General features: G+C 68.7%; 21 protein-coding genes. 5 read left to right on the forward strand and 16 right to left on the reverse strand.

Going from position 1 to position 19,635, the window contains the following annotated elements; all coding sequences use genetic code 11:
- Positions 1-3 precede the first annotated feature (3 nt).
- A complete protein-coding gene (locus SFC76_RS05130; RefSeq protein WP_322848401.1) occupies positions 4-1,371 on the forward strand; it encodes an ammonium transporter in 1,368 nt (455 codons plus the stop codon).
- 372 nt (positions 1,372-1,743) lie between these two features.
- On the opposite strand, the gene ribH is transcribed toward SFC76_RS05130, so the two are convergent.
- The 7 genes from ribH to gltX all read right to left on the reverse strand — a co-directional run bounded on the left by ribH (position 1,744) and on the right by gltX (position 7,448).
- Positions 1,744-2,163, reverse strand: coding sequence for a 6,7-dimethyl-8-ribityllumazine synthase (ribH, locus tag SFC76_RS05135; RefSeq protein WP_322848402.1), 420 nt, complete (start codon positions 2,161-2,163; stop codon positions 1,744-1,746).
- A 1-nt stretch (position 2,164) separates the two neighbouring features.
- On the reverse strand, positions 2,165-3,304 hold the full coding sequence (ribB, locus tag SFC76_RS05140; RefSeq protein WP_322848403.1) for a 3,4-dihydroxy-2-butanone-4-phosphate synthase: 1,140 nt from the start codon (positions 3,302-3,304) through the stop codon (positions 2,165-2,167).
- Positions 3,294-3,911: a riboflavin synthase gene (locus SFC76_RS05145; protein WP_322848404.1), complete on the reverse strand. Its 618-nt coding sequence runs from the start codon at positions 3,909-3,911 to the stop codon at positions 3,294-3,296. Before SFC76_RS05145 ends, ribB begins: the two co-directional genes overlap by 11 nt.
- Positions 3,896-4,870, reverse strand: coding sequence for a bifunctional diaminohydroxyphosphoribosylaminopyrimidine deaminase/5-amino-6-(5-phosphoribosylamino)uracil reductase RibD (gene ribD / locus SFC76_RS05150; RefSeq protein ID WP_322848641.1), 975 nt, complete (start codon positions 4,868-4,870; stop codon positions 3,896-3,898). The genes SFC76_RS05145 and ribD overlap by 16 nt, the downstream gene beginning before the upstream one ends.
- A 23-nt stretch (positions 4,871-4,893) precedes the next feature.
- Positions 4,894-5,241 carry a hypothetical protein gene (locus SFC76_RS05155; RefSeq protein ID WP_322848405.1) on the reverse strand — a complete coding sequence of 116 codons (348 nt, stop codon included), beginning with the start codon at positions 5,239-5,241 and terminating at the stop codon, positions 4,894-4,896.
- Positions 5,242-5,315: 74 nt separating this feature from the next.
- Positions 5,316-5,990 carry an energy transducer TonB gene (locus tag SFC76_RS05160; RefSeq protein WP_322848406.1) on the reverse strand — a complete coding sequence of 225 codons (675 nt, stop codon included), beginning with the start codon at positions 5,988-5,990 and terminating at the stop codon, positions 5,316-5,318.
- 129 nt (positions 5,991-6,119) lie between these two features.
- Positions 6,120-7,448 (reverse strand): glutamate--tRNA ligase, encoded by a 1,329-nt coding sequence (gene gltX, locus SFC76_RS05165; RefSeq protein WP_322848407.1) that lies wholly within the window; start codon positions 7,446-7,448, stop codon positions 6,120-6,122.
- Between the two features lie 117 nt (positions 7,449-7,565).
- Here gltX and SFC76_RS05170 point away from each other — a divergent pair, with 117 nt between their 5' ends.
- Positions 7,566-8,501: a ribose-phosphate pyrophosphokinase gene (locus SFC76_RS05170; protein ID WP_179507201.1), complete on the forward strand. Its 936-nt coding sequence runs from the start codon at positions 7,566-7,568 to the stop codon at positions 8,499-8,501.
- Between the two features lie 167 nt (positions 8,502-8,668).
- Here the strand turns inward: SFC76_RS05170 and SFC76_RS05175 are convergent, their stop codons facing one another.
- Complete coding sequence (locus tag SFC76_RS05175; RefSeq protein WP_038664156.1) at positions 8,669-9,004, reverse strand: PilZ domain-containing protein; 336 nt, start codon at positions 9,002-9,004, stop codon at positions 8,669-8,671.
- 24 nt (positions 9,005-9,028) lie between these two features.
- The gene (locus SFC76_RS05180; RefSeq protein ID WP_322848408.1) at positions 9,029-9,547 is read right to left on the reverse strand and encodes a sterol desaturase family protein; all 519 of its coding nucleotides are present in this window, start codon (positions 9,545-9,547) and stop codon (positions 9,029-9,031) included.
- Positions 9,548-9,678: 131 nt separating this feature from the next.
- Here SFC76_RS05180 and sucC point away from each other — a divergent pair, with 131 nt between their 5' ends.
- The 3 genes from sucC (at position 9,679) to SFC76_RS05195 (ending at position 12,773) form a co-directional block, all read left to right on the forward strand.
- The gene (gene sucC / locus SFC76_RS05185; RefSeq protein WP_322848409.1) at positions 9,679-10,878 is read left to right on the forward strand and encodes an ADP-forming succinate--CoA ligase subunit beta; all 1,200 of its coding nucleotides are present in this window, start codon (positions 9,679-9,681) and stop codon (positions 10,876-10,878) included.
- Positions 10,879-11,088: 210 nt separating this feature from the next.
- Positions 11,089-11,835, forward strand: coding sequence for an electron transfer flavoprotein subunit beta/FixA family protein (locus SFC76_RS05190; RefSeq protein WP_322848410.1), 747 nt, complete (start codon positions 11,089-11,091; stop codon positions 11,833-11,835).
- Positions 11,836-11,843: 8 nt separating this feature from the next.
- Positions 11,844-12,773, forward strand: coding sequence for an electron transfer flavoprotein subunit alpha/FixB family protein (locus SFC76_RS05195; protein WP_322848642.1), 930 nt, complete (start codon positions 11,844-11,846; stop codon positions 12,771-12,773).
- 124 nt (positions 12,774-12,897) lie between these two features.
- On the opposite strand, the gene SFC76_RS05200 is transcribed toward SFC76_RS05195, so the two are convergent.
- The 7 genes from SFC76_RS05200 to SFC76_RS05230 form a co-directional block, all read right to left on the reverse strand.
- The gene (locus SFC76_RS05200) at positions 12,898-13,134 is read right to left on the reverse strand and encodes a hypothetical protein (protein ID WP_322848411.1); all 237 of its coding nucleotides are present in this window, start codon (positions 13,132-13,134) and stop codon (positions 12,898-12,900) included.
- On the reverse strand, positions 13,131-13,910 hold the full coding sequence (locus SFC76_RS05205) for a gamma-glutamyl-gamma-aminobutyrate hydrolase family protein (RefSeq protein WP_322848412.1): 780 nt from the start codon (positions 13,908-13,910) through the stop codon (positions 13,131-13,133). Before SFC76_RS05205 ends, SFC76_RS05200 begins: the two co-directional genes overlap by 4 nt.
- Positions 13,910-14,782 carry a serine O-acetyltransferase EpsC gene (gene epsC, locus SFC76_RS05210; protein WP_322848643.1) on the reverse strand — a complete coding sequence of 291 codons (873 nt, stop codon included), beginning with the start codon at positions 14,780-14,782 and terminating at the stop codon, positions 13,910-13,912. The genes SFC76_RS05205 and epsC overlap by 1 nt, the downstream gene beginning before the upstream one ends.
- A gap of 229 nt (positions 14,783-15,011) precedes the next feature.
- Positions 15,012-16,241 (reverse strand): MFS transporter, encoded by a 1,230-nt coding sequence (locus SFC76_RS05215; protein ID WP_322848413.1) that lies wholly within the window; start codon positions 16,239-16,241, stop codon positions 15,012-15,014.
- Positions 16,228-17,436, reverse strand: coding sequence for an MFS transporter (locus tag SFC76_RS05220; protein ID WP_322848414.1), 1,209 nt, complete (start codon positions 17,434-17,436; stop codon positions 16,228-16,230). The genes SFC76_RS05215 and SFC76_RS05220 overlap by 14 nt, the downstream gene beginning before the upstream one ends.
- A gap of 208 nt (positions 17,437-17,644) precedes the next feature.
- Entirely contained in the window at positions 17,645-19,240 is a 1,596-nt protein-coding gene (locus SFC76_RS05225; protein WP_322848415.1) for a lysine--tRNA ligase, read from the reverse strand.
- Positions 19,241-19,298: 58 nt separating this feature from the next.
- On the reverse strand, positions 19,299-19,607 hold the full coding sequence (locus SFC76_RS05230) for a hypothetical protein (protein WP_322848416.1): 309 nt from the start codon (positions 19,605-19,607) through the stop codon (positions 19,299-19,301).
- Positions 19,608-19,635 lie beyond the last annotated feature (28 nt).

Genomic DNA, 19,635 nt, shown 5'->3' on the forward strand with positions numbered 1-19,635 from the left:
AGGATGAAGCACGGATTGAAGATCGCCGGTGCCGCGGGGCTCACCGCCCTCGCGTTCGCCGCTCTGCCCGCCTGGGCGCAGGACGCCGCGTTGCAGGCGCCCGCCGCCGCGGCACCGGCCGCGACGGTGAACAAGGGCGACACTGCCTGGATGATGACCTCGACGGTCCTCGTCATGATGATGATCCTGCCCGGCCTCGCGCTGTTCTACGGCGGTCTCACCCGCTCGAAGAACATGCTGTCGACGATGACGCAGATCGGCGCGGTCGCCTGTCTCGCGATGCTGCTGTGGGTGATGTACGGTTACAGCCTCGCCTTCGGCCCCGACCTCGCCGGCGGCGGGTTCCTCACCAATTTTATCGGCAGCTTCGACAAGGCGTTCCTGAAGGGCGTCACCGCCTCGTCGCAGGCGGCGACCTTCACCGCGGGCGTCGAGATCCCCGAATATGTCTTCATCTGTTTCCAGATGACCTTCGCGGCGATCACCGTCGCGCTGGTGCTGGGATCGGTGGTCGAGCGGATGAAGTTCAGCGCGGTGATGGTGTTCGCCGCGGTGTGGCTGACGATCGTCTATTTCCCGATCGCGCACATGGTCTGGGCGTCGTCGGGCGTGTTCTTCAAGGCCGGCGCGCTCGATTTCGCCGGCGGCACCGTCGTCCACATCAACGCCGGCGTCTCCGCGTTGGTCGCCTCGATCATGCTCGGCAAGCGGATGGGCTATCCCAATACGCCGATGCCGCCGCATTCGCTGACGCTGACCGGGGTCGGCACCGGCCTGCTCTGGGTCGGCTGGTTCGGCTTCAACGCCGGCTCGGCGCTGGAAGCGAACGGCTCCGCTGCGCTCGCGATGCTCAACACCTTCGTCGCGACCGCGTCGGGTGGGCTGTTCTGGATGCTGGTCGAGCGGGCGCGGGGTCACAAGGGTTCGGCCCTGGGCTTCTGCTCGGGCATCGTCGCCGGACTGGTCGCGGTGACGCCGGCGGCGGGCAATTCGGGGCCGTTCGGCGCGATCGTGCTCGGGGCGGTCGCCTCGGTGGTCTGTTTCTTCGCGGTCTCGGTGCTCAAGCCCAAGCTCGGCTATGACGACGCGCTCGACGCGTTCGGCGTGCACGGCATCGGCGGCATGATCGGCGCGGTCGGCACCGGCATCGTCTATGCGCCGTCGCTCGGCGGTCCGGGCGCGGCGGATTATGCGATGGGCGCCAAGCTGATCGTCCAGATCGAGGCGGTGGTCACCACCGTCGTCTGGGCGTCGGTCGGCACGGTCATCGCGATCCTCATCGCCAAGGCGATCACCGGGCTGCGCGTCGCTCCCGAAGTCGAGCAGGAAGGCCTCGATCTCGGCGAGCACGGCGAACGCGCCTATAATTGATCCTATCGGGCGCGGGGGCACGAGACCCCCGCCCCCCACGACGTTCCTCCTGCGGACGACCTTGACCCGGTACGGCGACGTACCGGGTCTTTTTTTGGTTTTGCGCGCGAAGGCGCGAAGGCGCGAAGGAGGCGTGGATGGGGCGGGCGGCAGCCTGCTGTTCGCATGACGGCGGAGTGGCGCACGGTGTCCCCGTGAGAGGCGACATCTTTGCGCCTTCGCGCCTTCGCGTGAATCAATGTTCGCGCGAAGGCTCAGAAGAGGTCTCGGGCGGGGTGAGCCGGAACCGAGTCTTGCTGGGGCCGTGGCCGACGCAACGGACGAAACCCCTCTACGTCCTCCGCGCCTCTGCGCGCTGAAACCCCTACGCGATCACCCCAGCCGTTCGCGAAGCGCCAGCATCGCGATGGCCGCCTGCGCCGCGCCGGCGCCCTTGTCGAGCTGGGCGGGGTCGGCGCGGGCGATCGCCTGCGCCTCGTTCTCGGTGGTGAGGATGCCGTTGCCGATCGCCAGACCGTCGAGCGTCAGCGCCATGATGCCGCGCGCGCTCTCGTTCGAGACGATCTCGAAATGATAGGTCTCGCCGCGGATCACGACGCCCAGCGCGACGAAGGCGTCGTACCGGTCGCTGTCCGCCGCCAGCGCGATCGCGCCCGGCACTTCCAAGGCGCCCGGCACGGTCACCGTGTCGTGGCTATGGCCCGCCGCTTCGATCGCGGCGCGGGCGCCGGCGAGGAGCATGTCGTTGAGATGATCGTAGAAGCGCGCTTCGACGATGAGGATATGCGCCATGTCAGTCGTCCGTTTCGATTGCCCGCTCGCCGACGATCGACAGGCCGTAGCCGTCGAGTCCGACCAACGTATGGTGGGTGTTGGTGAGCAGCACCATTTCCTCGACGCCGAGTTCGGTGAGGATCATCGCGCCGACGCCATAGTCGCGCAATTCCTCCATGTCGGCCTCAGGGAGCGTCCCGGCCTTGGCCTGGAGCGCGACGGTGAACTGGTCGACGCGCGGGCGGTTGATGACGACGATCACGCCGGCGCCCTCCTCCGCGATGATCTCCATCGACCGGCGCAGCAGCCCTTCGCGCGCGCCATTCTCGCCGAAGATGTCGGCGAAGGGGGAGAGCGCGTGCATGCGCACCAGGGTCGGTTTGGTCGGATCGACCTTGCCCTTGACCAAGGCGATCTGCTCGGTGCCGGTCGCCTTGTTCCAGAAGGTGAGCGCGGTCCATTCGCCGCCCCATTCGCTGGTGAAGCGCGCCTCGGCCCGCTTCTCGACGAGATGGTCGTAGCGGCGGCGATAGGCGATGAGGTCGCGGATCGTGCCGATCTTGAGATTGTGGAATTGCGCGAAGGTGACGAGGTCGTCGAGCCGCGCCATCGTCCCGTCCTCGTTCATGATCTCGCAGATCACGCCCGAGGGGTTGAGCCCGGCGAGTCGCGAGACGTCGACCGCCGCCTCGGTATGGCCGGTGCGCACCAGCACGCCGCCGTCGCGGGCGACGAGCGGGAAGACGTGGCCGGGGGTGACGATCTCGTCGCGGCTCTTCGACGAATCGATCGCCACCGCGACGGTGCGCGCGCGATCGGCGGCGGAGATGCCGGTGGTGACGCCGTCGCGCGCCTCGATCGAGGTGGTGAAGGCGGTCTCGTAGCGCGTGCCGTTGTTGCGGCTCATCAGCGTCAGGCCGAGCTCCTCGACACGGCTCTTGGTCAACGCGAGGCAGATCAGGCCGCGGCCGTGCTTGGCCATGAAGTTGATCTTCTCGGGCGTCGCCATCTGCGCGGGGACGACGAGGTCGCCCTCGTTCTCGCGATCCTCGTCGTCGACCAGGATGAACATCCGCCCGTTGCGCGCCTCGTCGATGATCTCCTCGGGCGAGGAGAGGAAGGCGTGGCGCAACCGCGCGAGGTCAGGCTTAGCGGCCACGATAATGCTCCATGCGTTGCAGATAGCGGGCGAGCACGTCGATCTCGATGTTGACCGCCTGGCCCGCGGCGAGGCCGCCGAGCGTGGTGACCGCCTGCGTATGGGGGATGAGGTTGACCCAGAAGCGGGTCGTCTCGCCATCGTCCTCGACGCCGTTGACGGTCAACGAGACGCCGTCGATCGTGATCGAGCCCTTGGGGGCGATGAACGGCGCGAGCGCCGCCGGCACCGCAAAGCCGATGCGGTGCGATTCGCCGTCCGGCGTGACGTCGAGCACCTCGGCGATGCCATCGACATGGCCGGTGACGATATGGCCGCCGAGTTCGTCGCCCAGTTTCATCGCGCGTTCGAGGTTGAGGCGGCGGCCTTGCGTCCATTGATCCCTGGCGGTGCGTGCGATCGTCTCGCCCGACGCCTGTATGTCGAACCAGCCCCGGCCGCCGTCGTGCCCCTTGTCGATGACGGTCAGGCAGACGCCCGAACAGGCGATCGACGCGCCGAGGTCGATCGTCTCGGGATCGTAGGCGGTGGCGATGCGGACGCGCGTGTCGCCGCGGACCTCGACCGTTTCGATGGTGCCGATATCGCTGACTATGCCGGTGAACATGGGGTGCGCTCGTAGACCTCGAGACGGTCGGTGCCAAGGTTGCGCGAATCGTGCAACCGCCAGCGACCATGGGTGGTGCCAAGATCGGCTATGCCGAGGTCGCCGAGCGCCGCCTTGCCGGCGCCGATCAGGATCGGCGCGCGGTAGAGCAGCAGGCGATCGACCAGATCGGCGCGGAGGAAGGCGGCGGCGGTCTCGGCGCCGCCCTCGACGAGGAGATGATCGGCGGGCAGGGCGGCGATGGCACCAGGCGAGTCGATCCATACCGTCTCGCCCTCCCTCTTCGGCGCGGCAGGGTGAGGGCGAGAGGACAGGATAACCCGCAACGGGCTGCGCTCTTCCAGCCCCGGCAGCCGCACGTCGAGGCCCGGTGCGTCCGTCTCCCACGTGCCGCGCCCGACGAGGATCGCCTCGTGCCGGCTGCGTTCGAGATGCGCGTGAGCGCGGGCCTCGGGACCGGTGATCCAGCGGCTGCTGCCGTCGGACAGCGCGATGCGGCCGTCGAGCGAGGTGGCGAGCTTGAGCGTCACGAACGGTCGCCCGTGCCTTCGGCGGGTGAGGAAGCCCGCCATGCCGCGCGCCGCCTCCGCCGCCCGGATGCCGGTGACGACGGCGATGCCCGCGTCGCGCAGCCGGGCGATGCCGGCGCCGTTGGTGCGCGAATCGGGGTCGCCGAGCGCCACCACCACGCGGGCGACCCCCGCCGCAACCAGCAGGTCGGCGCAGGCGGGGCCGCGCGGCGAGACATGCGCGCAGGGTTCGAGCGTCACATAAGCGGTGGCGCCGCGCGCCGCGTCGCCGGCGGCGGCGAGCGCCATCGCTTCGGCATGGGGGCGACCGCCGGGCTGGGTCCAGCCGCGCGCCACGATGCGATCACCAGCGACGAGGAGGCAGCCGACGTTGGGATTGGGGGCGGTGCGTCCGCGCGTGCGTTCCGAAAGCGCGAGCGCGGCGCCCATCCGCCGCGCGTCGACGGCGGCGCTTACAGCCCCCACTTGTCCATCGCGTCATCGACCGTCTTGAACTGGCTGCGTAATTTCTCCTCGCGCGCCTTTTGCGCGGCGATGCGCTGGTCCTGCTCGACCTTGTCGATCTCCTGCTGCGCCTTGATCTGCGCATCGGTGCGATTGGCGGCGTAATTCTTGAAGTAGACGATGTTGGGCTGATACGGCTCGGGCGGGATGTCGTTGCGCATGAAGGCGTAGACGAAGAAACCCGTCACCGCCATCGCCGCCGCCAGGAAGCCGAGATCGCGCGGCTCGCGCTGCGACAGGAAGAAACGCAGGTCGCGGAAGGCGTGGAGCGGCGAGAAGCGGCGGAAGAACTGCATGGCGGGAAGATAGGTGACGGGGGGCGGCGAAGCCAGCCCCCCGGGGCGACGGGACGGATGGGACGACCGGCGCCTTAGTCCGCATCCTCCATGCGGAAGGTGAGCGTCATCGTCCGCCATGCCTCGACCGGGACGCTGCCGCGGGTGGCGGGCGTGAAGCGCCAGGCGCGGGTGGCGCGTTCCATCGTCGCTTGCCAGAAGGCGTCACTGGTCGCGCTGAGCCGCTCGATCTGCTTCACCCGGCCGTCGGTGCCAACCAGCACGCGCACGGTGACCCGGCCGTCGCGGTTGGCGCGCCGTTCCGCGGCGGGATAGACCGGCTGGAAGGCATCGGCGTAGCGCGGGTCGATCTGCGGACCGACCAGCGGCGGCAGCGGCGGCGCGGGCGGCTCGACCGCGACCGGGCCGGGATCGCTGCCGATCGTCGGGCCGGCGGGCGGCAGGTCGAGCGTAGGGGTGGTGACCAGATCAGACGAGGACGGCGTCGGGACGAGCGGCGTCGGCGCGACGATGGTTTCTGTCGGACGGTTGGGGGTCAGCGCGTGCGGCTTGGGTTGCGGCAGCGGTTCGGGCGGCGGCGGGTCGAGCGGGATGTTGCGGGTTTCCAGCACATGCTCCGAACCGCCGGGCAGGATGGTCGGGCCGGCGAACATCAGCGCGGCGACGAGCGCGGCGTTGATCGCGATCGCGGCGGTGAGGCCGCCGGGGTTGAAACGGGTCGGCTGGGCATGGCGGTCGGCGTACATCATCCGTCTCCTCGGGCTTGGGTTCGACTCGATCGATTCTCCTGCGATCCGATGATGGTACGTTGTATCGTTACGGCGTCAAGCCCAGGTCGCAACGTGCCGAAAGGCCTGGGTTTCGCCGCTCCGCTTTGCCTATGCGGCCAGCCGCGCCAAGGTGCGGTCGCGGCCGATCAGCGGCAGCAACGCCGCCATGTCGGGGCCATGGTCGCGCCCGGTCAGCGCCTGGCGCAGCGGCAGGAACAACGCCTTGCCTTTGCGGCCGGTCCTGTCCTTGAGCGCAGCGGTCAGCGCGTGCCACGGGTCGCCTGCCCAATCGATCGCCTCCGCGGCCGCGGCGGCCTGCGCCAGATAGGCGCGCGTCTCGTCGTCGAAGGCGGGTGGCGTGACCGGACCCTCGATCACCTGCCACCAGTCCGCCGCCTCGGCGACGCGGGTCAGGTTCGGCCGCACCGCATCCCATTCCGCCGCACCCATGCCCGTGGGCAGGCGGTCGGCGACCGCGTCGAACGGCAGCTGGTGGACGATCCGGGCGTTGACCTGCGCCAGCTCCGCCTCGTCGAACCGCGCCGGCGCGCGGCCGAAGCGCGCGAAGTCGAACGCGGCGATCAGCGGCGCAGGATCGGCGAGCGGCTCGACGGGATCGCTGGTGCCGATCCGTGCGAGCAGCGCGATCACCGCCTGCGGCTCGATCCCCGCCTCGCGGAAATGGTCGACGCCGAGCGAGCCCAACCGCTTCGACAATTTGCCCTCCGCGCCGGTCAGCAGCGCCTCGTGCGCGAAGCGCGGCGGGGCCACGCCCATCGCGTCGAACATCTGCAATTGCAGCGCGGTGTTAGAGACATGGTCCTCGCCGCGGACGACGTGGCTGATGCCGAGATCGGCGTCGTCGATCGCGGACGGCAGCATATACAGCCACGATCCGTCGGCGCGGCGGATCACCGGATCGCTCATCGTCTTCGCATCGAAGCTCTGGGGGCCGCGGATCAGATCGTCCCAGGCGATCGGCGCGTCATGGTCGAGCTTGAAGCGCCAGTGCGGCCGCACGCCGTCCGCCTCGAACCTGGCGCGCGCCGCTTCGTCCAGCGCCAGCGCGGCGCGATCGTAGACCGGCGGCAGACCGCGGCCGAGCAGGATCTTGCGCTTAAGGTCGAGCTCCTGCGCGGTCTCGTACGCGGGATAGATCCGCCCCGCCGCGACCAGGGCGTCGAACCGCTGCTGGTAGAGCGCGAATCGCTCGGACTGGCGTACTTCGGCGTCGGGCGTCAGGCCGAGCCAGCCGAGATCGGCACGGATCGCGGCGACAAACCGGTCCTCGGACCGTTCGGCATCGGTATCGTCGATGCGCAGCACGAAGCGCCCGCCGTGCCCCCGTGCGAACATCCAATTGTGCAGCGCCGCCCGGATGTTGCCGACGTGCAGCATGCCGGTGGGGGAGGGGGCGAAGCGGGTGGTGACGGTCATGACGGGAGGCCTAGTCAGTCGGTCGCGCGGCGACAAGCGCGTCGCCCCGCGTCTCGATGCTTTCGATTTTGTGACGGTGGCTCTAAGGCGCGGAGCGATACGGGCGGGAGCTGACCAATGAAATTGATGACCGGCAATTCGAACCTTCCGCTCGCGCGGGCGGTGGCAGGCTATCTCGAGATCCCGCTGACCGATGCCCTGGTCCGCCGCTTCGCCGACGAGGAGATCTTCGTCGAGATCCAGGAGAACGTACGCGGCGAGGACGTGTTCGTGCTCCAGTCGACCGGTTTCCCGGCCAACGACAACCTCATGGAAATGCTCATCATGATCGACGCGCTCAAGCGTGCGTCGGCGCGGCGGATCACCGCGGTGATCCCGTATATGGGCTATGCGCGGCAGGACCGGAAGCCGGGGCCGCGGACGCCGATCTCGGCCAAGCTGGTCGCCAATCTGATCACCGTCGCGGGCGCCGACCGCGTACTGTCGGTCGATCTGCATGCCGGTCAGATCCAAGGCTTTTTCGATATCCCGACCGACAATCTCTATGCCGCGCCGGTGATGAGCGCGGACATCAACGCGCGCTTCAAGGGCAAGAATTTGATGGTCGTCTCGCCCGACGTCGGCGGCGTGGTGCGCGCGCGCCAGCTCGCCAAGCGACTCGACAATGCGCCGCTCGCGATCGTCGACAAGCGCCGCGAGCGCGCCGGCGAATCGGAGGTGATGAACATCATCGGCGACGTCGAGGGCCGCTTCTGCATCCTGATCGACGATATCGTCGATTCGGCGGGGACGCTCTGCAACGCCGCGGCGGCGCTGCGCGAGGCGGGGGCGGAGGATGTCGTCGCCTATGTCACGCACGGCGTGCTGTCGGGCGGCGCGGTGGCGCGGGTCGAGGGCTCGGCATTGCGCGAGCTGGTGATCACCGATTCGATCGGCAATCACGAATCGATCGGCAAGGCCGACAAGATCCGCCATCTGCCGATCGCGCCGCTGCTCGGCGAGGCGATCAAGCGGATCGCCGACGAGACCAGCGTGTCGTCGCTGTTCGATTGATGCGGTCGATGGTCGCGCCGGTCGAGGTCGTCGGCGCCGTGTGCAGCGGGCGCGCGCAACTATAGAGACTATTTACGCGGAGGCGCGGAGCTGTGTCGCATGACGCGGTTCCGATTGATTAACGCGTCAGTTCATCCCGGGCATCGGCTCGAACGGACCGCGCCGACTCAGCGTTGCGAGAGCGCGACGATGTGGTCGAACACCGCCGGGTGCAGGGGCTTGGCGAAGGCGCAGCCGTATTTGAACTTGTCGCGCCATGCGACCACCGCCTCCAGCCCCGCGAGGCCCGGCAGCGTCAGCCACACCACCGTGCCCGGCCAGAGCGTAAAGCTCGTCTCGGCGCGGAAGCCCGAGAGCGACAGGTCGGTCACCTCGATCTCGAACCGGGTCTGGCCACGGTCGCGCAGATGGGCGCGCATCTTGACCGACTTGCGCAACGCCTGGCGGGCTTCCTCCCCCGGCTCGACCGGGTCGTAGGGTGGCGTGAAAGTCGGCTGTTCCATGACCGCAACACTGGCAGCGATTGGTTACTTTTCTGCCAACGCCTGGCCCGCAGTCGGTGCGCGCACCCCCTGGCGACCGCGCCGCCTGAGTTCGGCCTTGAGGTGCTCGGGCCGCGGCGCGAGGAGGAAGCCGAAGCTGACATTGCCCTCGCGCGTCTCGACGACGTGGTGCAGCCGGTGCGCCTGGACGATGCGGCGCATGTACGCCGATCGGGGCAGATAGCGCGTCGGGATACGCTGATGGACGATGATGTCGTGGAAGCCGAAATAGATCGCGCCATAAGCGGCGATCCCCCAGCCGATCCAGATGAAGCCCGGCCACCAGCCCCATTGTAGCCCGCCGAGCAACAGCACGACCGATGGCACCGCGAAGATCGCCGCATAGAGGTCGTTGAGTTCCCACGTTCCGCTACGCCTGCTGTGATGGCTAGCGTGGAGGAACCAGCCCGGCCCGTGCATCACCCAGCGGTGCGCGGCATAAGCGAACGCCTCCATGCCGATCACGGTGACGAGGAAGAGGAGGATGCCGTGCGGCCAGGGCATAAGCGTTCCGTCTAATGCGATGCGATTGCAATAACGATCGGGCCCGGTTGTCGATCCGGGGTGGATTCGGCGCGCGGCCTGTGCAAAAGGCCGCATCAATCTCCTCTTCATAGCATAACGCGAGGCAGGCCATGAACATCCACGAATATCAAGCCAAGGAACTGCTCGCCAAGTTCGGCGTCCCCGTTCCCGCCGGTTTCGCCGCGCTCAGCGTCGAAGACGCCGTCGCCGCGACCGAGAAACTCCCCGGACCGCTCTACGTCGTCAAGGCGCAGATCCACGCCGGCGGGCGCGGCAAGGGCAAGTTCAAGGAACTCGGGCCCGACGCCAAGGGCGGCGTCCGCCTCGCCAAGACCGCCGACGAAGTCCGCGCCGCGGCGACCGACATGCTCGGCAACACGCTGGTGACGATCCAGACCGGCGATGCCGGCAAGCAGGTCAACCGGCTCTACGTGACCGACGGCGTCGACATCGCCAAGGAATTCTACCTCGCGCTGCTCGTCAACCGCGCGACCGGCCGCGTCTCGATGGTCGCCTCGACCGAGGGCGGCATGGACATCGAAACCGTCGCGCACGACACGCCCGAGAAGATCCATTCGATCGACATCGACGCCGCGACCGGCTTCATGCCGCATCACGGCCGCGCCGTCGCCGCCGCGCTCGAACTGACCGGCGACCTCGCCAAGCAGGCGGCCAACGTCGCTGCGAAGCTGTATGACGCCTTCCTCGGCACCGATGCCGAGCAGATCGAGATCAACCCGCTCGCCGTCACCGACGACGGCAAGCTGATGGTGCTCGACGCCAAGGTCGCGTTCGACGGCAACGCCATGTTCCGCCACAAGGACCTGATGGAATTGCGCGACACCACCGAAGAGGATGCGATGGAGCTCGAGGCGTCGAAGTACGACCTCGCCTACATCAAGCTCGACGGCGACATCGGCTGCATGGTCAACGGCGCCGGCCTGGCGATGGCGACGATGGACATCATCAAGCTCAACGGCATGTTCCCGGCCAACTTCCTCGACGTCGGCGGCGGCGCCAACAAGGAGAAGGTGACCGCGGCGTTCAAGATCATCCTCGCCGATCCCGCGGTGAAGGGCATCCTGGTCAACATCTTCGGCGGCATCATGAAGTGCGACATCATCGCCGAGGGCATCGTCGCCGCGGCGAAGGAAGTGAACCTCTCGGTGCCGCTCGTCGTCCGCCTCGAAGGCACCAACGTGCAGGCCGGCAAGGACATCCTCGCCAATTCGGGCCTCGCGATCGTACCGGCGAACGACCTGGGCGACGCCGCCAAGAAGATCGTCGCCGAGGTGCAGAAGGCGGCGTGATCTGACGTCTTCCCCCGCGACGGGGATACACGCAAAATATTCTCGGGCCCGGGCGTCATGTCCGGGCCCGATTCGTTTGGCACAGGAAGACTGCCGCTACGGCAAGCGGCATTTCCCGTACCGGACTTGCGAAAGCCGCGGAAAATAGCCATCTCACCCGCCGATGCGACGCCGGAAACGGGTGTCGAGGGCGCAATCGGAAGGAAGCTGATGAAGGTGCTGGTGCCGGTCAAGCGTGTGCTTGATTACAACGTGAAGCCCCGCGTGAAGGCGGACGGGACGGGTGTTGATCTGGCGAACGTCAAGATGAGCATGAACCCGTTCGATGAGATCGCGGTCGAGGAAGCCATCCGTTTGAAGGAAAAAGGCGTCACCGAGATCGTCGTGGTCTCGATCGGCGAGCCCAAGGCGCAGGAGACGCTGCGCACCGCATTGGCGATGGGCGCCGATCGCGCGATCCTCGTCACCAGCGACACCAAGGTCGAGCCGCTGGGCGTCGCCAAGATCCTCGCCAAGATCGTCGAGGAGGAGCAGCCGCAGCTGGTGATCCTCGGCAAGCAGGCGATCGACGACGACAACAACCAGACCGGCCAGATGCTCGCCGGCCTGCTCGGCTGGGGCCAGGGTACGTTCGCGTCGAAGGTCGAACTCGGCGACGGCGTTGTGACGGTGACGCGCGAGGTCGACGGCGGCCTCGAGACCGATTCGTTCAAGCTGCCCGCGATCGTCACCACCGACCTGCGCCTCAACGAGCCGCGCTATGCGTCGCTGCCCAACATCATGAAGGCCAAGTCTAAGCCGCTCGCGCAGAAGACCGCCGCGGATTACGGCGTCGACGTCACGCCGCGGCTGACCACGCTCAAGGTCGTCGAGCCGGGCAAGCGGCAGGCGGGCATCAAGGTCGCCGACGTCGACGAACTCGTCACCAAGCTGCATGCGATGGGGATTGCCCGATGACCGCCAACCTGAAGACGCTCGTCTGGGTCGAACACGACGGCAGCGCCGTCAAGGATGCCACGCTCGCCGCGGTGACCGCCGCGTCGCAGCTCGGCGAGGTCCATCTGCTGGTCGCCGGCCAGGGCGTTGATAGCGTCGCGCAGGCGGCGGCGAAGATCGCCGGCGTCGGCAAGGTGCATGTCGCCGACGATGCCGCTTATGCGCATGCGCTGGCCGAGAATATCGCGCCGCTCGTCGTCGAGCTGATGGGGCATCATGATGCCTTCGTCGCGCCGTCGACCACGACCGGCAAGAACGTCGCGCCGCGCGTCGCCGCGCTGCTCGACGTCATGCAGATCAGCGATATCCTGTCGGTCGAGAGCGCGGACACGTTCACCCGGCCGATCTACGCCGGCAATGCGATCGCGACGGTGCAATCGTCGGACGCCAAGAAGGTGATCACCGTCCGCGGCACCGCCTTCGAAAAGGCGGCGACGGAGGGCGGCTCGGGCGAGATCGAGGCGGTCCCGTCGCAGGGCGAGACCGGCGTATCGACCTTCGTCAACGCCGAGATCGCGCAGAACGCGCGCCCCGAGCTGACCAGCGCCAAGATCATCGTCTCGGGCGGCCGCGCGTTGCAGAATGGCGAGAACTTCCATTCGATCATCGAGCCGCTCGCCGACAAGCTCGGCGCGGGCGTCGGCGCGAGCCGCGCGGCAGTGGATGCGGGCTATGTGCCCAATGACTATCAGGTCGGCCAGACCGGCAAGATCGTCGCCCCGGAAGTCTATATCGCGGTCGGCATCTCGGGCGCGATCCAGCATCTGGCGGGGATGAAGGATTCGAAGGTCATCGTCGCGATCAACAAGGACGAGGATGCGCCGATCTTCCAGGTCGCGGACATCGGCCTCGTCGGCGATCTGTTCAAGGTCGTTCCGGAGCTGACCGAGAAGCTGTGACGCGATGGCGGCGGGTAGCGAGCGCTGTCCGCCGCCACACGCAAAAAAGCGGCCCGACACCAGCAATGTCGAGCCGCAGTCTACGCCTAGGGAGCTGACCTGGCGTGTTCGTCAAACCGAAAGCCTAGAGCGCGTTGCCTGCCGCAGGGGCGAGCGCGTTGTCGGCGGCCGCGTCGTTGGCGAGCGTGATGTCGTTGCCGGTGGCGAAGTCGCCGCCATTGCCAAGGCCCGCGTCGCCTTCCTCGTTGAGGGTCAGCGTGTCGGTGGCGGCGGCGTTGTTGCCGGCGTCGGTCTTGGGGCCGCAGGCGGCAAGGCTCAGGGCGGCTAGCGCAAGCGCCGGCGCTGGGATCGTGATCTTCATTCAGTCCTCCGTGTTGAAACGATGTCGGTGCCGCCACGCAGGCCGGCGCCGATCAGGGAAAAGAAGGCGCGGCTCGCGGGCGAGTTCGCCGTATCCCATTCGGGATGCCATTGGACGCCGAGCACGTCGGCGCCGCACGGCCGCGCCGAGACGGCTTCGATCAGCCCGTCGTCCGCCGCGATCGCTTCCACCGTCAGGCCGCTGCCGAGACGGTCGATGCCTTGCTGGTGGACCGAATTGACCCGGACGCGCTGCACGCCGGTGGCGTCGGCAAGCCGGCCGCGCGCGCACAATTCGACGTCATGACCGTGGTGGAACAGCGAATCGTAATCGCCCGACCAGGCACCGCGATGATGACGGTCGGCATCGGCTGCGGCGCACAGGCTGCCACCGAACAGCACGTTGATCTCCTGCAGCCCGCGGCAGATGCCGAACACCGGCTTGCCCGCCTCGATCATCCCGCCGGCGAGCGCCAGCGCGACCTCGTCCCGTCCTTCGTCGACGATCTGGTCGTCGGGCAGCGGCCGGGCGCCGTAGCGCCACGGTGCGACGTGCGAGCGCGACCCGGTCAGCAGCAGCCCGTCGAGCACCGCGGTGAGCGTCGCGACGTCGGTGGCATCGGGCAGCGCCGGGACGAGCAGCACCGTCGCACCGGCAAGGCGGGTGAGCGGCGCGACGAAGCGGCTGGCGACGACCTGCACCGGACGCTCCGCCACTTCGTTGCAGCACAGCACGCCGATGACCGGGCGACGTTCGGGATCGGCGCGGCGCCCCATCACACCACCGCCGCGACGAGCGTGTCGCGGAGCGCATGGCCGGCGGAGGGCGCGAGCAAAGTCGCCTCCGGCTGCACCACCACGCCGCCGGGCGGCACGTCGGTGAGCAGCCAGACGTTGCCGCCGATCGTCGCACCCGCGCCGATCGTCACCCGGCCGAGGATCGTCGCACCGGCGTAGATGACGACGTCGTCGCCGACGATGGGATGGCGGGCGTAGCGTTCGCGCGGACCGCGCCGGGCGGCGCCGAGCGGGCTGCGCGCGCCGAGCGTGACATGCTGGTAGAGGCGCACGCCGTTGCCGACGATCGCGGTCTCGCCGATGACGACGCCGGTGCCGTGGTCGATGAAGAAGCGTTCGCCGATCCGCGCGCCGGGATGGATGTCGATCCCGGTACGTTCGTTGGCGAGTTCGGAGATCAGCCGCGCGACGATCGGCGCGCCGAGGTCGTACAATTGATGCGCGATGCGATGGTGCAGGCTGGCGATCGCGCCGGGATAGCAGACGAGGATCTCGTCGGTGCTGCCCGCGGCGGGATCGCCGAGGAAGGCGGCCTCGACATCGCTGTCGATCAGCCGGCGGATGTCGCCCAACGTGTCGGCGAACAGGCGGACGATCGTCGCGGCCTGATCAGGGTCGAAGGCGGTGCGGGCTTCCGCCTGCCAATAGCCGAGTTCATGGCCGATCTCGCGTTCCAGTTCGGTGAACGCGCTGCCGAGCTTGGCGGCGACGAACCGGTCCTCGTCCGCCGGTGCGATCTGCTGCAGACCGAGGCGGCGGGGGTAGAGCGCTTCGGCGAGGAGCAGGACGATACGCTCGATCGCGCCGCGCGAGGGAAAGGCGGCGGCGGCGCGTGCCGGCGTCTGTCGCATGCGCCAATTCGCGCGGGCGGCGCGCAGCGCATCGACCGCCTCGCCGAGCGTGGCGCCGGGTGCGCGCGACGGCAGCGGGGCGGCGGCAATCGTCACCGGCGCACCCGGCGCGTTCGATCGGCGGAATAGCGCGTCGTCATCGTCCGATACCTCCACCGTGGAAGATATCCCATCGGCTTAGTGGGAATAGGAAGAAAAGCTATCCCGCCGTCAAGAACGACTCATCGCCTCACGGCTCGACCGCGGCAGGCCGGCGGATTTCGGGGTCGGGCAACGGCGGAATGCGCGCGAGCACGATGCCGAGCAGCAGCGCGAGGCCGCCGAGCGCGAGGCAGAACAGCGCGACGCCCGGCCAGCCGGCGTGCGTCCAGGCGAAGCCGCCGGCCGAGCCGAGCACGCTCGATCCCAGATAATAGAAGAACAGGTAGAAAGCGGCGCCCTGGCCGCGGTTGGCGCGCGCGCGGCGGCCGACCCAGGCGCTGGCGATCGAATGCGCGCCGAAGAAGCCGATCGTGACCAGGGCGATGCCGAGGATGACGAGCGTCAGCGCGCGCGCCTCGGTGGCGGCGACGCCGGCGATGAGCAGCACGATCGGCAGCCAGAACACGCGCCGCCGCCCGACGGTGCCGGCGAACGACCCGAACAGCGCCGAACTCGCCGAGCCGAGGATGTAGAGCAGGAAGACGCCGCCGACCGCGGCCTGGCTCAATCCATAGGGCGGGGCGAGCAGGCGGAAGCCGGCGTAATTGTAGATGGTGACGAAGACGCCCATCAGCAGGAACGCCTCGGCATAGAGCAGCGGCAGCGCGCGGTCGCGGAACAGCGCGGCGGCGCCGGCGAGCGGACTGCCGCCGCCACCGGCGACGAAGCCGCGCGACGGCGGCGCGAGGCGGCGGAACGCCTCCGCCATGACGAGGCCGGCGAGGCCGACGCTGCCCAGGGCCCAACGCCAGTCGGCGATATCGGCGACGAGGCTGGCGACGAGCCGCCCGCCCATGCCACCGATCGCGCTGCCGGCGATGTAGAGCCCCATCGCCGCGCCGACCGAGGCGACGTCGACCTCTTCAGCGACATAGGCCATCGCCACCGCGGGCACGCCGGCGAGCGCGACGCCAGTGAGCAGCCGCAGCGCGAGCAGCGCGGTCCAGCCCGGCACCAGCGCGGCGGCGAGGGTGAGCGCGCCGGCGGCGAACATCGCGGCGACCATCAGCGGCCGCCGCCCGACACGGTCGGAGAGGATGCCGGCGAACAGGATGCCGATCGCGAGCGGCCCGGTGGCGAGCGACACCGCCAGCGACGCCGCCTCGGCGCTGAGATGATAATCGGCGGCGAACAGCGGCAGCAGCGGCTGCACCGAATAGAGCAACGAGAAGGTCGAGAAGCCGGCGAACAGCATGGCGAGCGTCAGCCGCCGATAGGCGGGCGTCCCCTTCGCCAGCCTCAGGTCACTGGCGGGCATGGCGCCGCCCGACCGCGAACGCCGGCAGGCCGCGCTCGACGATCAGCGAGATCGCCCAGATCGCGAGCCCGCCGAGCGCCAGCCCGCACCCGACGATGCCGGTCGCGGTCCAGCCGAAGCCGGCGGCGATGGCGAGGCCGCCGAGCCACGGCCCGATCGCATTGGCGGTGTTGAACGCCGAATGGTTGAGCGCGGCGGCGAGCGACTGCGCGTCGCCGGCGACGTCCATCAGCCGCGTCTGGAGCACGGTGCCGAGCGCCCCGCCGAGGCCGATCGCGAACACGTCGAGCGTCATCGTCCAGACGTTGCCCGCGGCGAGCGGATAGAGCAACAGCGCGCCGGCCGACCAGAGCAGCAGCGCCCCCGCGGTCGGCATCAGCGCGCGGTCGGCGAACCGCGGCACGACGAGGTTGCCGAGCGTCATGCCGGTGCCGAACACCGCGAGCATCAGCGGCACGCTGCGCGGCGCGAGGCCGGTGACGTCGACCAGGGTCGCGGCGAGATAGGTGTAGACCGCGAACATGCCGCCGAAGCCGATCGCGCCGGTGCCGAGCGTCAGCCAGACCTGCGTGCGCCGCAGCGCGGTGAGTTCGCGCAAGGGGCTGGCGTCGCGATCGGGCGCGTCGATCGGCGCGAGCAGCGCGACGAGGCCGGCGGTGGTGAGCGCCAGCAATGCGACCAGCCCGAACACCCAGCGCCAGCTCGCGACCTGCCCGAGCAGCGTCGCGAAGGGCACGCCGACGATCGTCGCGACGGTGAGGCCGAGCATCACCCTTCCCACCGCCTGCGTCCGCCGGTCGGCGGGCACCAGCGAGGCGGCGACCAGCGAGGCGATGCCGAAATAGGCGCCGTGCGGCAGCCCGGCGAGGAAGCGGAAGACGAGCATCCAGCCGTAGCTCGGCGCGAGTGCGGACAGGCAATTGCCGATCGCGAACAACGCCATCAGCCCGATCAGCAACGTGCGCCGCGACATCCTGGCCGAGAGCACCGCGATCGTCGGCGCGCCGACGACGACGCCCAGCGCATAAGCGCTGATGACATGACCGACGGTCGGCGCATCGATGCCGAGCCCGCGCGCGAGATCGGGTTCGAGGCTCATCGCCGCGAATTCGGTCGTGCCGATCGCGAACCCGCCGACGGCGAGCGCGAGGTGGACGAGGCCCGGATGGGCCTCGGCGGTTTGGCGTAGGGTCATGAGGGTCTTTTAGCCGCCGTTGCTGCGTTGCAGCAAATCAACGGCCGGCGGGCCGGGGTGTTCCAACGCAAAGTCCTCCCTCGCGCAGCGGGGGAGGGGGACCATTCGCGTAAGCGAATGGTGGAGGGGGCGTTTCCGCATACGGCGACCTCACCGTATACCCCCCTTCGTCAGGCCTTCGACCCGGCACTCCCTAGCAGGGGAGGAATTAAGAAGCCTTCGCCAGTGCCTCGGCGATCAGCGTACGGCTGTTGGCGATGCCGTACAGCGCGATGAAGCTGCCCATCCTGGGACCCTGTTCGGACCCCAGCAGCGTCTCGTACAGCGCCTTGAACCAGTCGCGCAGCGTGTCGAAGCCGGCGGTCTTGCCGATCTCGTAGACGACGTTCTGGATATCCTCGGCGCTCGCCTCGGCGGGCAGCGCGGCGAGGTCGGCGTCGAGCCGGCGCAGCGCCGCGACCTCGACGCCCTCGGGCGCACGGCGCTTGAGCGTCGGCGCGACGAAATCGCGGGCATAAGCCAGCGCATAGCCGATCAGCCGGTCGAGTTCGGGGTCGCGCTCGGGCGTCGCGTCGGGGACGTAGTTGCGCAGATAGCCCCAGACCTGCTCCTTGCTCGCCTCGCCCATCACGCCGACGAGGTTGAGCAGCAGGCCGAAGGTGACGGGCAGCGTCGCGGTCGGCACCTTGCCGTCATGGACATGATGAACCGGGTTGCCGAGCCGCTGCGCGATCGCCTGCGTCGGATAATTGCCGCGGAACTGCCAGTAATCGTCGACCGCGCGCGGGATGACGCCGAAGTGCAGCGCCTTGGCCTTCTTGGGCTCGCGATAGGCGAAGAAGGCGAGGCTCTCCTCGGGGCCATAGGTCAGCCATTGGTCGAGGCTGAGGCCGTTGCCCTTCGACTTGGAGATCTTCTCGCCCTTCTCGTCGAGGAACATCTCGTAGTTGAAGCCCTCGGGCGGGCGGCCGCCGAGCACGCGCGCGATCTTGGAGCTTTGCGTCACCGAATCGATCAGGTCCTTGCCCGCCATCTCGTAATCGACGCCGAGCGCGACCCAGCGCATCGCCCAGTCGACCTTCCATTGCAGCTTGGACAGGCCGCCGAGCGCCGACTGGACGATGCGCTCGCCGCTCTCGTCGGTGAAGGCGATCGTGCCGGCTTGCGCGTCGACCACCTCGACCGGCACCTGCAGCACGATGCCGGTCGTTGGGCTGACGGGGAGCACCGGCGAATAGGTGCCGCGGCGCTCGGCGCGCAGCGTCGGCAGCATGACGTCGAGGATGCCCTGATAGTGGCGCAGCACGTTCTTAATCGCGTCGTCGAACCGGCCGCCCTCGTAATAGTCGGTGGACGAGGCGAAGTCGTAGTCGAAGCCGAAGCGGTCGAGGAACTGGCGCAGCATCGCATTATTGTGCGCGGCGAAGCTGCCGAACTTGCCGAACGGATCGGGTATGCGCGTCAGCGGCTTGCCGAGATGTTCGCGCAGCATGTCGCCGTTGGGGACGTTGTCGGGGACCTTGCGCAGGCCGTCCATGTCGTCGCTGAACGCGATCAGCCGCGTCGGCTGGTCGGAGAGCGCGTGGAAGGCGTTGCGCACCATCGTCGTGCGCAGCACTTCGTTGAACGTGCCGATATGCGGCAGGCCCGAGGGGCCATAGCCGGTTTCGAACAGGATTGGTGCACCACCGGGCTTGCCGCCGGGGTAGCGCTTGAGCAGCTTGCGCGCCTCCTCATAGGGCCAAGCCTTGGAGTCGAGGGCAGCCGTTCTGAGGCTTTCTGGGCGCAGGTCGATATCGGTCATGATGCGCGCGGGACTAAGCACCCCGCGCGCTCACGGCAACTCCCTTGGCAGAAGCGACTTAGCGGCAGCGGTCCTTCGCGGTGATCGTGCGGTCGATCGCGCGGCCGGCGAAGGCGCCACCGACGGCACCGCCGACGGTGCCGAGCGCGCCATGGCCGAGCACCGAATTGCCGAGCAGCGCGCCGCCGACGCCGCCCGCGACGAGGCCGGTGGTGCCGCTCGAATGGCGGCAACGCTTGACGTGGCGATAGCCGCGCTCGTGCGAATTGCGATAATGATGGCGCGCCTCCGCCTTGCTGACCGGCAGCGCGATGCTGGCGGGAAGGGCGAGCGAGGCCGCGCCGAGCGCGAAGAGCAGAGTACGCATGAACCGGACCTTTTCGAACAGATGATCG

Origin of the sequence: Sphingomonas sp. CD22, assembly GCF_034556155.1 — a bacterium.
Classification (GTDB): Bacteria; Pseudomonadota; Alphaproteobacteria; order Sphingomonadales; family Sphingomonadaceae; genus Sphingomonas.